Source organism: Streptomyces sp. NBC_00306, from assembly GCF_036169555.1.
GTDB classification, from domain to species: Bacteria; Actinomycetota; Actinomycetes; order Streptomycetales; family Streptomycetaceae; genus Streptomyces; species Streptomyces achmelvichensis.
Genome location: NZ_CP108032.1, coordinates 5,742,536 through 5,756,107, shown reverse-complemented (window position 1 = coordinate 5,756,107; position 13,572 = coordinate 5,742,536). Strand labels below are relative to the sequence as shown.

General features: G+C 71.6%; 14 protein-coding genes. 7 read left to right on the top strand and 7 right to left on the bottom strand.

Translation table 11 applies throughout. From position 1 onward, the window contains the following. Positions 1–3 precede the first annotated feature (3 nt). On the bottom strand, positions 4–750 hold the full coding sequence (gene ureA, locus OHA05_RS25805) for an urease subunit gamma (RefSeq protein ID WP_313943902.1): 747 nt from the start codon (positions 748–750) through the stop codon (positions 4–6). 127 nt (positions 751–877) lie between these two features. On the opposite strand from ureA, the gene OHA05_RS25800 reads away from it, so the two are divergent. Then, complete coding sequence (locus tag OHA05_RS25800; RefSeq protein ID WP_328861835.1) at positions 878–2,284, top strand: cytosine permease; 1,407 nt, start codon at positions 878–880, stop codon at positions 2,282–2,284. On the opposite strand, the gene OHA05_RS25795 is transcribed toward OHA05_RS25800, so the two are convergent. The 4 genes from OHA05_RS25795 to OHA05_RS25780 all read right to left on the bottom strand — a co-directional run bounded on the left by OHA05_RS25795 (position 2,251) and on the right by OHA05_RS25780 (position 5,393). After that, the gene (locus OHA05_RS25795; RefSeq protein WP_328861834.1) at positions 2,251–2,754 is read right to left on the bottom strand and encodes a tetratricopeptide repeat protein; all 504 of its coding nucleotides are present in this window, start codon (positions 2,752–2,754) and stop codon (positions 2,251–2,253) included. The two genes, OHA05_RS25800 and OHA05_RS25795, sit on opposite strands and share 34 nt — an antisense overlap. Positions 2,755–2,821: 67 nt before the next feature. Beyond that, positions 2,822–3,910 (bottom strand): branched-chain amino acid aminotransferase, encoded by a 1,089-nt coding sequence (locus OHA05_RS25790; RefSeq protein ID WP_313943905.1) that lies wholly within the window; start codon positions 3,908–3,910, stop codon positions 2,822–2,824. A gap of 228 nt (positions 3,911–4,138) precedes the next feature. Further along, complete coding sequence (locus OHA05_RS25785; RefSeq protein ID WP_313943906.1) at positions 4,139–5,179, bottom strand: 3-isopropylmalate dehydrogenase; 1,041 nt, start codon at positions 5,177–5,179, stop codon at positions 4,139–4,141. Between the two features lie 85 nt (positions 5,180–5,264). After that, positions 5,265–5,393: a hypothetical protein gene (locus tag OHA05_RS25780; RefSeq protein WP_313943907.1), complete on the bottom strand. Its 129-nt coding sequence runs from the start codon at positions 5,391–5,393 to the stop codon at positions 5,265–5,267. A gap of 496 nt (positions 5,394–5,889) precedes the next feature. On the opposite strand from OHA05_RS25780, the gene OHA05_RS25775 reads away from it, so the two are divergent. The 6 genes from OHA05_RS25775 to OHA05_RS25750 all read left to right on the top strand — a co-directional run bounded on the left by OHA05_RS25775 (position 5,890) and on the right by OHA05_RS25750 (position 10,751). After that, positions 5,890–6,462: a CDP-alcohol phosphatidyltransferase family protein gene (locus OHA05_RS25775; RefSeq protein WP_328861833.1), complete on the top strand. Its 573-nt coding sequence runs from the start codon at positions 5,890–5,892 to the stop codon at positions 6,460–6,462. Then, on the top strand, positions 6,459–7,322 hold the full coding sequence (locus OHA05_RS25770) for a phosphatidate cytidylyltransferase (protein WP_313943909.1): 864 nt from the start codon (positions 6,459–6,461) through the stop codon (positions 7,320–7,322). The genes OHA05_RS25775 and OHA05_RS25770 overlap by 4 nt, the downstream gene beginning before the upstream one ends. A gap of 197 nt (positions 7,323–7,519) precedes the next feature. Continuing rightward, on the top strand, positions 7,520–8,659 hold the full coding sequence (locus OHA05_RS25765) for a lysophospholipid acyltransferase family protein (RefSeq protein WP_443043846.1): 1,140 nt from the start codon (positions 7,520–7,522) through the stop codon (positions 8,657–8,659). A 196-nt stretch (positions 8,660–8,855) separates the two neighbouring features. Continuing rightward, on the top strand, positions 8,856–9,311 hold the full coding sequence (locus tag OHA05_RS25760) for an SRPBCC family protein (protein ID WP_313943911.1): 456 nt from the start codon (positions 8,856–8,858) through the stop codon (positions 9,309–9,311). Next, positions 9,308–9,661, top strand: a complete 354-nt coding sequence (locus tag OHA05_RS25755; RefSeq protein WP_328861831.1) for an ArsR/SmtB family transcription factor — start codon at positions 9,308–9,310, stop codon at positions 9,659–9,661. Before OHA05_RS25760 ends, OHA05_RS25755 begins: the two co-directional genes overlap by 4 nt. Before the next feature lie 244 nt (positions 9,662–9,905). Further along, positions 9,906–10,751: a DUF1206 domain-containing protein gene (locus OHA05_RS25750; protein ID WP_328861830.1), complete on the top strand. Its 846-nt coding sequence runs from the start codon at positions 9,906–9,908 to the stop codon at positions 10,749–10,751. A gap of 177 nt (positions 10,752–10,928) precedes the next feature. On the opposite strand, the gene pruA is transcribed toward OHA05_RS25750, so the two are convergent. Further along, a complete protein-coding gene (gene pruA / locus OHA05_RS25745) occupies positions 10,929–12,560 on the bottom strand; it encodes an L-glutamate gamma-semialdehyde dehydrogenase (protein WP_328861829.1) in 1,632 nt (543 codons plus the stop codon). A gap of 40 nt (positions 12,561–12,600) precedes the next feature. Continuing rightward, a complete protein-coding gene (locus tag OHA05_RS25740) occupies positions 12,601–13,527 on the bottom strand; it encodes a proline dehydrogenase family protein (protein WP_328863458.1) in 927 nt (308 codons plus the stop codon). Positions 13,528–13,572 lie beyond the last annotated feature (45 nt).

Genomic DNA, 13,572 nt, shown 5'->3' with positions numbered 1-13,572 from the left:
CGGTCACTGGTCCTCCTCCGGGATGTCCTGCGAGGCGAGGGGCGCCTGGGTATCGGCTGCGGCGCCGGGCGGTGTCGCGCCCAGATAGCCGCACGCCGCCGCCCGGCGCAGCGCCTGCGCCCTGGCGCCCGGCGCGTCCAGCGGGCCGTCCACCAGGCCGGCGAACCCGATGGCCACGCGTGCGCCGCCGATCGGAAGCAGCCCGACCTCCAACTGCTCGCCCGCACCGAAGCGGACCGAGGACCCCGCGGGCACGCACAGCCGCATGCCGTATGCCGACGCCCGGTCGAAGTCGAGGCGCGGGTTCGCCTCGAAGAAGTGGAAGTGGGAGGTGACGCTGACCGGCACGGTCGCGGTGTTGCGCACCGTGAGGCGCACTACCGGCTCCGGCTCGACGTCCGCGGGCCCCGGCACGACCGCACCCGGCGCGGCACTGCCCAGGGAGCCGCCGCCGATCGGGTCGGAGACAACCGCGAGCCGCGAGCCGTCGTCGAAGACCGCCTCCACATGCACCTCGGTCACGACGTCCGCCACCCCGGGCAGCACATCGCCCGGGCCGAGCACCTCGCGCGCCGCCTCGATCGCCTCCGCCAGCCGCCGGCCGTCCCGGGCTGCCTCGCAGACCGTGTCGGCGATCAGCGCGGTGGCTTCGGGGACATTGAGCCTCAGGCCGCGGGCCCGGCGGGCCCGGGCCAGCTCGGCGGCGCCGAAAAGCAGCAGCCGGTCGCGCTCCGTGGGGGTCAGTCGCACGTCTGGAACACCTCCTGTTTGAACGACACTCTAATCATGAGTTTCTTTTCTGGGAAGCATTGACGGGCCCACATCCCCTGGGTCACATTGAGCGGCATTCAAACAGTCGAGCGTCAGGGGCAGCCGTATGCCGATGGAACAACGCGGGGTCGACACCATCCCGGAGCAGGAGCGCACCAGCACCCCGCGCGACCTCGTCTCGATCCTGCTGGGGTCGAACCTCTGCCTGGGCGTGATCGTCTTCGGCTGGCTGCCGGTCTCCTTCGGCCTCGGCCTGTGGCCGGCCGTCACCTCGGTCGTGGCCGGCACGGCCGTCGGCGTGGCGGTCACCGCCCCGCTCGCCCTCGTCTCGCTGCGCACCGCCACCAATCTGTCGACGTCCAGCGGCGCGGCCTTCGGGGTACGCGGCCGGCTCGTCGGCTCGGTCGTCGGTCTGCTGCTCTCCCTCGGCTACACCGCCCTCACCCTGTGGATCGGCGGCGACGTGATGCTGGGCACGCTGTCCCGGATCGCCGGAGTGCCGACGGGCGCGGCCGCCCACGCCCTCGTCTACGCCCTGCTCGCCGGCTGTACCGTCGTCGGCGCCGTGTACGGCTACCGGCTGCTGCTGCGCATGAGCCGGATCCTCGCCGTCGGCATGACGGCGCTCCTCCTGCTCGGCCTGCTCGCGTACGCACCCGACGCGACCAAGATCGCCCCGCCCGGCACCCCGTATGTGCTCGGCTCGTTCTGGCCGACATGGCTGCTGTCCGCGGTGGCGGCGGGGCTGAGCGGCCCGATCGCGTTCATCACCCTGCTCGGCGACTACACCCGCTACATCTCGCCGCAACGGCACAGCCCGCGCCGCGTGCTGCGCGCCACCTGTCTCGGGCTGTTCGCGGGACTGCTGGTCCCGCAGCTGTTCGGCACCTACACCGCGCTCGCCGCCCGCGCCGCGCTGGACTACGCCGGACCGCTGGTCACCGCGTCACCCGCCTGGTACCTGGTCCCGCTGCTGCTCGCCGCCACCGCGGGATCGGTCGGCAACGCGGGACTGATGCTCTACTCCATGGGCCTCGACCTGGACGCGATCCTGCCGCGTGCCACCCGGACCCGGGCCACGCTGGTCGTCGCCGTGATCGCGACCGGCTTCGTCTTCGTCGGCCACTTCGCCTGGAACGCCCAGTCGGCGATGACGTCGTTCGTGCTGCTGCTGACCGCGATCGGCACACCCTGGGCGGTGATCACGATGATCGCGCACCTGCGCTGCGGCGGTGTCTACGACCCGGAGGCCCTCCAGGTCTACAACCGGCGGCCCCGCGGCGGGATCTACTGGTTCCGGGCGGGCTGGCACCCGCGTGCCACCGTGAGCTGGGCCGTCGGCGCGGCCGCCGGGCTGTGCGCGGTGTCCACCCCGCTCTACGAGGGTCCGCTGCTCGCGCTGACCGGCGGCGTGGACTGCAGCTTCGTCCTGTCGGGCGCGGTGGGCGGGCTGACGTACACCGCGCTTACGCTGCGGTCCTACGGGACGGTGCCGGTCAAGTCCTTGGCGTAGGCGTCGATCGCCCGCCGGAACCTGCGCACCGAGGGGTCCTCGCTGGTGGCGGCGAGGAGTTCGAGCAGCAGCCGGACGGACTCCTCGTGGCTGCCGGTGTTGAACAGCGCCATCGCGAGAAAGGCGCGCAGACCGCCGTGCGCGGGAAACTCCTCGGTCCCGCGCCGCAGGGTCCGCTCCGCGTCCTCGTACCGGCCGAGCACCCGGTAGGTGCTGCCGAGGCCCAGCAGGGCGTCGCAGCGGTCGCTGTCCGGCAGACCGTCGCCGGCGAGGGCGCGCTCGTAGTGCGCAACCGCCTCCGCCTCCAGGCCGAGCACATCGTGCACCCAGGCGGTCTGGTAGGCGATCTCCGCATCGACGGGCAGCCGTTCGGCGAGGCGCAGCAGTATCCGCCGGGCCTCCTCGGCGCTCCCCTGCTCGCGCAGTCGTACGGCCTCGGCCAGTTCACGGTCCCGCTCCGGTGCACCCATGCCCCCATCCTCGCCGATGCCGGACGGCGGGAACGGGGGCAGGGTGCCAGGTGAAGTACTGAGCGGGTCAGGCGAGTTCGTGCATCCAGCCGTGCTTGTCGGGCGTGATGCCGCGCTGGATGTCCAGCAGCGCACCGCGCAGCTTCATCGTCAGCTCGCCCGGCTCACCGCCCGCCTGCGTCCACTCGCCGCTCTCGCACTTGACGGTGCCGACCGGAGTGATCACCGCGGCCGTGCCGCAGGCGAAGACCTCGGTCAGGGTGCCGTTCTCGGTGTCACGCCGCCACTGCTCGGTCGAGATACGGCCCTCCACGGACTCGTATCCGAGGTCCTCGGCGAGGGTGAGCAGCGTGTCGCGGGTCACACCGGCGAGGAGCGAGCCGTTGAGCTCGGGCGTGACGATCTTGTTCCCGTACACGAAGTACAGGTTCATGCCGCCCATCTCCTCGACCCACTTGTGCTCGACGGCGTCGAGCCAGACGACCTGGTCGCAGCCCTTGGCGGCGGCCTCGGCCTGGGCGAGCAGCGAGGCGGCGTAGTTGCCGCCGGTCTTCGCGAAGCCCATGCCGCCGGGGACGGCGCGGACGTAGTTCTCGGAGAGCCAGACGGAGACGGGCTTGACCCCACCGGGGAAGTAGGCGCCGGCCGGGGAGGCGATCACGAGGAACAGATACTCGTTGGCGGGCTTCACGCCCAGACCGACCTCGGTGGCGATCATGAAGGGCCGCAGGTAGAGCGAGGCCTCGCCGCCGTGCTCCGGGACCCATGCGTTGTCCTGCTGGACCAGGACGTCACAGGCCTCGATGAACGTCTCGACCGGCAGTTCGGGCATGGCGAGACGGCGGGCCGAGCTCTGGAAGCGCCGGGCGTTGGCGTCCGGGCGGAACGTGGCGACCGAACCGTCGGGCCGGCGGTAGGCCTTCAGGCCCTCGAAGATCTCCTGCGCGTAGTGCAGCGTCATGTTGGCCGGGTCGATCGACAGCGGCGCGTACGGGGTGAGCTGCGCGTCGTGCCAGCCACGGCCCTCCGTCCACTTGATCGTCACCATGTGATCGGTGAAGTGGCGGCCGAAACCGGGGTTGGCCAGGATCGCCTTGCGCTCCGCGTCGGACAGGGGGTACGAGGAGGGCTTGAGCTCGATCGTGGGCGTCGTCATGAGTGCAGTGTCCTTCACCGTTGGTTGTGACGGACCGCGCTCACGCCGCTACAGCTGCTAGGACGTCCGAGCATTCCCGCATGCGCCGGCCCGGTTCGATTATGGCTCGGGCCGGCGCGTGCATGAAACGGGGTGAAAGCGGTCCGGGGTTGATGGTGGCACCCGGGAGCCGCACAGGAGAAGCCGCCGGGCGCGTGTGCGACCCGGCGGCTTGGTGGAAGCTTCGGGTCAGCCCGCTACGCGTACCGCGAGCGTGTCGCCGATCTCGTCCGTCGTGCGGAACGTGCCGTCGCGTCCCGCGAGGTCGGCGGAGACGGCCTCCTCGATGCGCCCGGCCTCCGGCTCGAAGCCGAGGTGACGCAGCAGAAGGGCGACGGAGAGGATCGTGGCCGTCGGGTCGGCCTTGCCGGTGCCCGCGATGTCGGGCGCCGAGCCGTGGACGGGCTCGAACATCGACGGGAAATCGCCCGTCGGGTTGATGTTGCCGGAGGCGGCCAGGCCGATGCCACCGGACACGGCGGCGGCGAGGTCGGTGAGGATGTCACCGAAGAGGTTGTCGGTGACGATGACGTCGAAGCGCTCCGGCTGGGTGACGAAGAAGATCGTCGCGGCGTCGACGTGCAGATAGTCCGTGGTGACGTCGGGGTACTCCCGGGCGACCCGGTCGAAGATGTTCTTCCACAGGTGGCCGGCGTAGACGAGGACGTTGTTCTTGTGGACCAGCGTCAGCTTCTTGCGGGGGCGGGCGGCGGCCCGCGCGAAGGCGTCGCGGACGACGCGCTCCACGCCGTACGCGGTGTTCAGGCTGACCTCGGTGGCGACCTCGGCGGGCGTACCGGTGCGCAGGGAACCGCCGTTGCCGGTGTACGGACCCTCGGTCCCCTCGCGGACGACGACGAAGTCGATGTCCGGGCGGCCGGCCAGCGGCGTCGTCGTGTTCGGGAAGAGCTTCGACGGCCGCAGGTTGACGTAGTGGTCGAAGGCGAACCGCAGCTTCAGCAGGAGACCGCGCTCGAGCACACCGGACGGCACCGACGGGTCGCCGATGGCGCCCAGCAGGATCGCGTCGTGGTTCTTGAGCGACTCCAGCTCCGCGTCGGGGAGGGTCTCCCCTGTGCGGTGCCATCGCTGGGCGCCGAGGTCGTACTCCTTGGTCTCCAGCTTCACGTCCTGGGGAAGGACGGCGGACAGGACTTTCAGGCCCTGGGCCACGACTTCCTGGCCGATGCCGTCACCGGGGATCACTGCGAGATTGATGCTGCGAGACATGTCGGCACCCTACTCGCCGTCCCAGCACATGACACATGACGTCCACCATCTGGACGATGGTGGAGTCATGGCGGAGCGGGAGAGCTCAGTGGCCGGTGGAGCCACCGTTGTCGCGGCGGTCCAGGGCCCGCTGCAGCGCGGCGGCTGCGTTCTTGCGGTCGGACTCGCTGGTGCGGGAGGTGTGACGGACTCGGCGGGCGGTCGCAGCGCGCATGATGATCGACTCCTTGAGATCGGAAAGATTTCGAGGCGCCGGAGGGCGGGGAGCGTGCCGCAGGGGTTACCTGCCGGGGGCACGAGCTCACTGCCGCCATTCGCTGGATCGAGCGAGACGTTCGGCTTCTACAAAGCTAGGACAGGTACGCGCTCCTGTCTCTACAAGTAGTCGGACTTCCTACTATATGAGACGGCGATCATGGAACGAGTCCTCCGGAGGCATCGCCAAAAGCGCGCACCGCACGGTGTTTCACCTGGTCAGGAGCGTCCGCCCGGGCCTTTGACGGTCCGCCGCACGTGCACGGCCCGACGGCCGAAGATCACCACACATGGCAGCTTCCAGGAGCGGAGAAGTGCTCGGCCGGGGACACCGGGTCCGGGTCCCCCCTCGCCCCGGAGACCGCACCGCCCACGGGATCCCCCGGCGGATACTCAGGGCGATTTGAGTACGCGGCTCGTGGTGAAGGCCCGGCTCCGGGACGACAGTTGGCCCCATGAACGGCCTCTACGCTCTCAAGCCCTGGTACGCGGCCCGGCTCTCCGGGGTCCGTGGCGCGCTCGCCCGTCGTGAGGTGTCGCCGGACACCCTGACGGCGGCCGGTGTGCTGTGCGCCGCCGGCGCGGCCGGGGCGCTCGCCTGGCTGCCCGCACCTCTCGCCGTCCTTCCGGTCGCCGTGCTCCTCGCGGCCCGGCTCGGCTTCGCCAACCTCGACGGTGCACTGGCCCGGGACACCGGCCGTACCACCCGGCGCGGCGCGGTCATCAACGAACTCGGCGACCGGGCAGCCGACTTGGTGCTCCTCGCCGGATTCCTCACCCTGGCGCCGCTGTGGCTGGTGGCCGTGGCCGCGCTGGCCGCGACGCTGCCGTCCTGGGTGTCTCTGGCGGGCGCGGCCGCGGGTGCTCCGCGCCGCAACGGCGGCCCGGTCGGCAAGACCGAACGCTGCCTCCTGGTGGCCGTCGCCGCCGCGACGGGCTGGGCGACGCCCGTACTGATCGTCATCGCCGCCGGTTCCGCGCTCACCGCGCTGATCCGGCTCGGGTGGCTCCGGAAGGAACTCGCATGAGCGCGGTCGTAGTGGCGGGAGAAGCGGTGGGCCGGGCGGTGCCGTTGGTCGCGGGTGCTCTCGGGGCCGGTGGCCTGGCGGTCGCCGCTCTGCCGTCCCGGGTGCGGATGCGGGCCGAACTGCGGCGGCGCTGGCGGACCTGGGCCCTTGCCGCGCCCGTATTCCTGGGCGCGCTGTTCCTCGGCGCGGCCGGGGCGTTCGCGCTGGCCGCCGCGCTCGGCGTGATCGCGGCCGGCGAGTACGTACGGATGGCGGGGCTGAGGCGCGCCGATCACGCGGTGCTCGTGGCCGCCTCCGTCGTCCTGCCCGGGCTCGCCTGGCTGCTGCCGCGGGCGCTCGATCTCCGGTCCGCCGCGCTGCTGCTGGTGGTGGCCGCGCTGCCGCCGCTGCTCGCCGGGGACCACGCCGCGGGCTTCACCCGCGCCTCACGGACCGTGTTCGGACTTCTGTGGATTCCGGTCGCCCTGACCGGTCTGGTGACGCTCGGCGAGACGGCGGTGGCGGTGGGCCTGGCCGTGGCGCTCGGCGACGTGGGGGCCTGGTGCGGCGGTACGGCGCTGGGGCGGCGCGGCCCGCTCGCCGCACCCCTGTCCCCCCTCTCCCCCAACAAGACCTGGGCGGGCGTCCTGGGTGCCGGTGCGGCGACCGCCCTCGCCCTGCTGGCGGTCGGGTCGTTCTCGGCCCTGCTGTGGGCGGCGGTGCTGACGGGGTGCGTACTCGGCGATCTTCTGGAGTCCATGGTCAAGCGGGAGGCGGGGGTGAAGGACGCCGGCAGCTGGCTCCCGGGGTTCGGCGGACTGCTGGACCGGATCGACTCGCTGCTCCCGGCGCTCCTGCTCGCGATGGTGGTGACGGCGTGACGGCAAGGGCTCGTGCCGCAGGGCACGCGACAGCCTCGCCCGCGGCGCTGCGGGCCCGGGTCCGGCCGCGGCGCGGCCACAGGGGTGCCGTGCGACGGCTCCCCCGGACCAGCCGGCGGACCCCCGTCGTACACGACAGCGCTCGCCCCGGCGCCCCGGCGTCTCACCCCGCACCGGCCACCTCCCGTGCGGCCGCACTGCTCCGACGCGCCCTGTGGCGGTGCGTCCTGACGCTGACGGGCGGGGTGGAGCGCCGCGGCCACCTGCCGCGCGGCGGCTGTGTCGTCGTCGCCAACCACTCCTCGCACGCCGACACGGCAGCTCTGCTGGCCGTGCTCGACTCCCGGCACAGGCCCGCCATCGGCGCCGCGGCCGACTACTGGTTCGCCTCGCCGTGGCGGAGCAGGGTCTGCCGCCGCCTCGCGGCCGGCTTCCCGGTCCGCCGCACCGGCGGCGGTATGGACGATCTCCTCGCGACGGCCGGCGCGTTGCGGGCCGGACGCGCGGTCGTCCTCTTCCCCGAGGGCACCCGCGGCGACGGCGGCGTCGGTTCCTTCCACCGCGGAGCGCTGGTGCTCGCCGAGAGCGCGGGTGTGCCGGTGGTGCCGGTCGGCATCGCGGGCACGGACCGGCTGCTGCCCAAACACGGGCGGCTGCGTTCGTCGCTGGTGCGCGTGCGGATCGGGGCGCCCCTGCCGTCCCGGGTCACCCCGGAGGAGGCACGGGCGGCGGTGGCCGCGCTGCACGGGCGGACGAACGCCGAGTCGCTGCGGGACTCCCGTTCGCGCAGGCGGGTGGCGGCCCAGATGACCTCGCGCTGGGGGCTGCCGATCGCGTTCCTGTGGGCCTTCGCCGAAGCGCTGAGCTGGCCGCTGATGCCGGAACTGCTGCTGGCGGTCGCCTGCGTGGCGGTCCCGCGGGCGGCCCTCCGTCTCTCGGTGGGCGCGCTCGCCGGCAGCCTGGCGGGCTCGCTGCTGGCGCTCCAACTGGCGGGCGCGGGGGTGCAGATGCCCACACCTCTGACGACGGAACGGATGCGGGCGCAGGTGCGCCAGGAGCTCTCGCTCGAATCCGCGGACGCGGTGCGGCACCAGCCGTGGAACGGCATCCCGTTCAAGGTGTACGCCGCGGAGGGCGGGCGCGCGGACGTACCGCCCGGCTCGTGGCTGACGTCGGCGGCTGCGGCCCGCGGCTCGCGCACGCTGACGGTGGGCCTGGTCTGCGCCGCGCTGGGGCTGCTGCTGCGCCGGTACCGGCGGTTCTACGGCTCGTATCTGGTGGTGCTGGGCGGCGGGTTCACCCTCGCCCTGTCCCTGATCGTCTCCGGCTGGCGGTGATCCGGTCAGCGGGCGTCCGACGGCGACGAAGCGGCGGAACCGCGGGATCGGGTGCGGACATCGCGATGCGAGGCATGCCGCTTCCCGAAGCACCCACCCGGCACCGCCGAGGCGACGCGCAACCGATGGGTTGCACCATCCACCATGACGTGCAACCATTGAGTAGCACGTCATGGATGAACCGGAGGTGGAAGCCATGACCGAGAACCGGATCGAACGAGAGATCAGCATCGCGGCGCCCGTCGAGCGGGTATGGGCGGTACTCACGGAGCCGGAGCACGTCGGCAGCTGGTTCGGGCAGGGCAGTCCGACGCCCGTCGACCTGCGCCCGGGCGGCACCATGCACCTGGACCACGGCGAATGGGGACAGTTCCCGACGACCATCGTCACGGTCGACCCGCCGAACCACTTCTCCTACCGGTGGGCGAGCGCGTACCCGGGCGAGCAGGCGGTGGAGGGCAACTCCACGCTCGTCGAGTTCACTCTCACCCCCGAGGGCGACGGCACCCATCTGCGCGTGGTGGAGACCGGCTTCGCCGAGCTGGTCATCCCCGAGGACAGGAAGGAAGGGGCGTCGTACGAGAGCCACTCGCAGGGCTGGAGCGAGCAGGTCGTGAACGTCCAGAAGTACGCGGAGCAGCTCGCGGCATGACGGAGGCCGACCAGGATGCCGTGACGGAGGTCCTGTCCGCGCTGGCGGACCCGACCCGCCGCCGGATACTCGACGCGATCGCCGCCCACGGCGAGGCGACCGCCACCGTCCTGGCCCGGGAGCTGCCGGTCAGCCGGCAGGCGATCGTCAAGCACCTCGCGGTCCTCACCCGGGCCGGCCTCGTCGCCGGCCACCGGGAGGGCCGCGAGGCGCGCTACACGGTCCTGCCCGCGCGGCTGAACGTCACGGCCCGCTGGATGAACCGGGTGGCGTCCGAGTGGGACTCCCGGCTGGCGGCGATCAAGCGGCTGGCGGAGGACGCCGAAGGGAACACCGCCTCGGGCGCATAGGGTCCGTCGTTCGGATCAGGCCGGCGAACGACGGACCCTGGCCGGCTCCGGTGAACCCACCGCCCCGTGCGGTGGGTTCACGGAACGGCCGGGCCGGGGCGGTCTCAGAACACCGACGCGCGGCACGCCACGCGTGTGCTCGGCCTCCCCTCGCGTCACGCAACACCCCCTCCCGACGGGCCGCCTGGTGACCTCCCGGTTTTCACGCAGGTCCGCAGGGCACCCGCGTACGGGAGGTTCACTGATGAACGCACGTGCGTTGACGCTTCGTGGACACATGACGGCCCGTCGGGCGGCGAACAGCTCTGCCATGGACGTGGCAGCCCGCTGGGGTTTCGTCGCCCGCGGGGTGATCTATCTGCTCGTGGGCATTCTCGCCCTGCAGATCGCCTTCGGTGACGGGGGGAAGCAGGCCGACCGCGGCGGCGCGCTCGCCGAGTTGTCGGAGAAGCCCATGGGGTCCGTGATGCTGTGGGCGGTGGGGATCGGGCTGGTCGGGATGGCGCTCTGGCGTCTGTCGGAGGCGCTGTTCGGAGCCGCCGGGCCCGACGGCCACAAGGCGCACAAGCGGCTGCTGTCGGCGGGCCGTTTCCTCTTCTACGGCTTCGTCGCCTACTCCGTACTGGCGTTCGCCGCGGGCGACCGCAGCAGCGGCGGAGGCGGTGGGTCCTCGGACCAGCAGTCGCAGGACATCACCGCGCGGGCGCTCGAACTGCCCGCGGGCCAGTGGCTCGTGGGCATCGGCGGAGTCGGCATAGCCGTCGCCGGTATCTGGGTCGGCGCCCGGGCCGCCATGCGGAAGTACCACAAGCATCTCAAGCTCGGCGAGATGTCCCGCAGGACCCGTCAGCTCGTCGATGTCACCGGCGTGGGCGGCGGCGCCGCGCGCGGCGCCCTCTTCACGGCGATCGGTGTGTTCGTCGTACGGGCCGCCGTCGACTACGAACCGGACAAGGCCAAGGGCTTCGACGACGCTCTCCGCTCCTTCGCCGACACCCCGGTGGGGCCGTGGCTGCTGGCCGTGATCGCCATCGGACTGGCACTGTTCGGCGTCTTCTCGTTCGCGATGGCCCGCTGGCGGAAGGTCTGAGGTTCGCCGATTCCAGGCCCGGACCGGGTCCTCGGACCCGGTCTTCCGACCCGGTCTTCCGATCCGGTCCTACCCGGTCTTCGAGCAAGTCCCAGAACCGAGGGCGCACATTGAAGCCGCCCCCGTGCCGGCGTGGGGGCCGGGACGGGGGCGGAGTGCTGGGGGCGACGGAAACCGTCAGCCCATGTGCGGGTAGCCGTACTCGGTCGGCGCGACCAGCGTCTCCTTGATGGCGCGGGTCAGCGTCCAGCGCATCAGGTTCTGCGGGGCACCGGCCTTGTCGTTGGTGCCGGAGGCCCGGCCGCCGCCGAAGGGCTGCTGGCCGACGACCGCGCCGGTCGACTTGTCGTTGATGTAGAAGTTGCCCGCGGCGTACCGCAGCTTCTCCATCGCGTGAGCGGCGGCCGCGCGGTCGTTGGCGATGACCGCACCCGTCAGCGCGTAGGCCGACACCGACTCCATCTGCTCCAGCATGGCCTCGTACTGGTCGTCCTCGTAGACGTGGACCGCGAGGAACGGACCGAAGTACTCGGTGGTGAAGACCTCGCTCGCGGGGTCCGAGCACTCGACGACTGTCGGGCGGACGAAGTAGCCCACCGAGTCGTCGTAGGTGCCGCCGGCGACGATGGTGCAGCTGTCGTCGGCCTTGGCCCGGTCGATCGCGGCCTTGTTCTTGGCGAAAGCACGCTCGTCGATGACGGCGCCGATGAAGTTCGTCAGATCGGTGACGTCACCCATCTTGATGCCGTCGACCTCGGCCGCGAACTCCTCCTTGAAGCCGGAGTTCCAGATGGAGGCGGGGATGTACGCACGCGAGGAGGCCGAGCACTTCTGGCCCTGGAACTCGAAGGAGCCACGGGTCAGCGCGGTCTTCAGCACGGCGCGGTCGGCGCTCGGGTGGGCGACGACGAAGTCCTTGCCGCCCGTCTCACCGACGATGCGCGGGTAGGAACGGTACTTCTCGATGTTGTTGCCGACCGTCTTCCACAGGTGCTGGAAGGTCTTGGTCGAGCCGGTGAAGTGGATGCCGGCCAGCTCGGGGTGGTTCAGCGCCACCTCGGAGACGGCGGTGCCGTCGCCGGTCACCAGGTTGATGACGCCCTTGGGCAGGCCCGCCTCCTCCAGCAGCTGCATCAGCAGCACGGCGGCGTGGGTCTGCGTCGGGGACGGCTTCCACACGACCACATTGCCCATCAGCGCGGGGGCGGTGGGCAGGTTGCCGGCGATCGCGGTGAAGTTGAAGGGCGTGATCGCGTAGACGAAGCCCTCGAGCGGCCGGTGGTCCAGCCGGTTCCACACGCCCGGAGAGTTGGCGGGCGGCTGCTCGGCCAGCAGGTCACGGGCGTAGGAGACGTTGAAGCGCCAGAAGTCGACGAGCTCACAGGGGGTGTCGATCTCCGCCTGCTGCGCCGTCTTGGACTGGCCCAGCATCGTGGAGGCGGCGAGCGTCTCGCGCCACGGGCCGGCCAGCAGCTCGGCGGCGCGCAGGATGATCGCGGCACGGTCGTCGAAGGACATCGCGCGCCACGCCGGCGCGGCCGCGAGCGCGGCGTCCACGGCGTCCTGCGCGTCCTGCTGGGTGGCGGCGGCGAAGGTGCCGATGACCGCCTTGTGGTTGTGCGGCTGGACGACGTCGACCCGCTCGCCACCGCCCATCCGACGCACACCGCCGATGGTCATCGGCAGGTCGATCGGGTTCTCGGCCAGCTCCTTGAGCTTGGCCTCCAGGCGGGAGCGCTCGGGGGTGCCCGGCGCATAGGAGTGGACCGGCTCGTTGACCGGCGCGGGGACCTTGGTCACAGCGTCCATGGGTGCCGAATCTCCTTAATCAGTAGGTCAGTTGGGGGGTTCAGCCGCGGCTGACCAGCGAACGCAGGAAGAACGCCAGGTTGGCGGGGCGCTCCGCGAGGCGGCGCATGAAGTATCCGTACCAGTCGGTGCCGTAGGCGATGTAGACACGCATCCGGTGACCCTCGGCGGCCAGCCGGTGCTGCTCCGCCTCCCGGATGCCGAACAGCATCTGGAACTCGTAGTCGTCGAGCTTGCGGCCGGCCCGGCGGGCGAGCTCCTGGCTGATGGAGATGATCCGCGGGTCGTGGGACCCGACCATCGGATAGCCCTCACCCTCCATCAGGATCTTCAGGCAGCGGATGTACGCCTTGTCGACCTCGGCCTTGTCCTGGTACGCGACGGACGCGGGCTCCTTGTAGGCGCCCTTGACCAGCCGCACGCGCGAGCCCGCATCCGCGAGGGCCCGGCAGTCGTCCTCCGTACGGAAGAGGTACGACTGGACGACCGCACCGGTTCCCGGGAAGCGCTCCCGCAGATCGGCGTGGATGGCCAGGGTCGAGTCGACGGTGGTGTGGTCCTCCATGTCGAGCGTCACCGTGGTGCCGATCTCGGCGGCGGCCTCGACGACGGGGGTGACGTTCTTCAGGGCGAGGTCGTGGCCCCCGGGGAGCGCCTGGCCGAAGGAGGACAGCTTCACCGACATCTCGGCGCGGGTGCCGAGGCCGAGCGGCTTCAGCGCCTCGATGAGCTCCAGGTAGGCGTCCCGGGCGCGCAGCGCCTCGGTCGGGTCGGTGATGTCCTCGCCGAGGACGTCCAGCGTGACCTCGAGACCGCGGTCGGCCGTGTCCTGGACGACGGGGATCGTCTCGCGGACCGACTCGCCGGCGATGAAGCGGTTCACCACGGGCTTGGTGACCGGGGCGGCCGAAACGACGCGGCGCATCTTGTCGCTGCGCGACGCGGCGAGGATCACGGGACCCAGCACGGGGACCTCCACGGAGAGTACGGACAGGGCCGGCTCGGCCCGCGG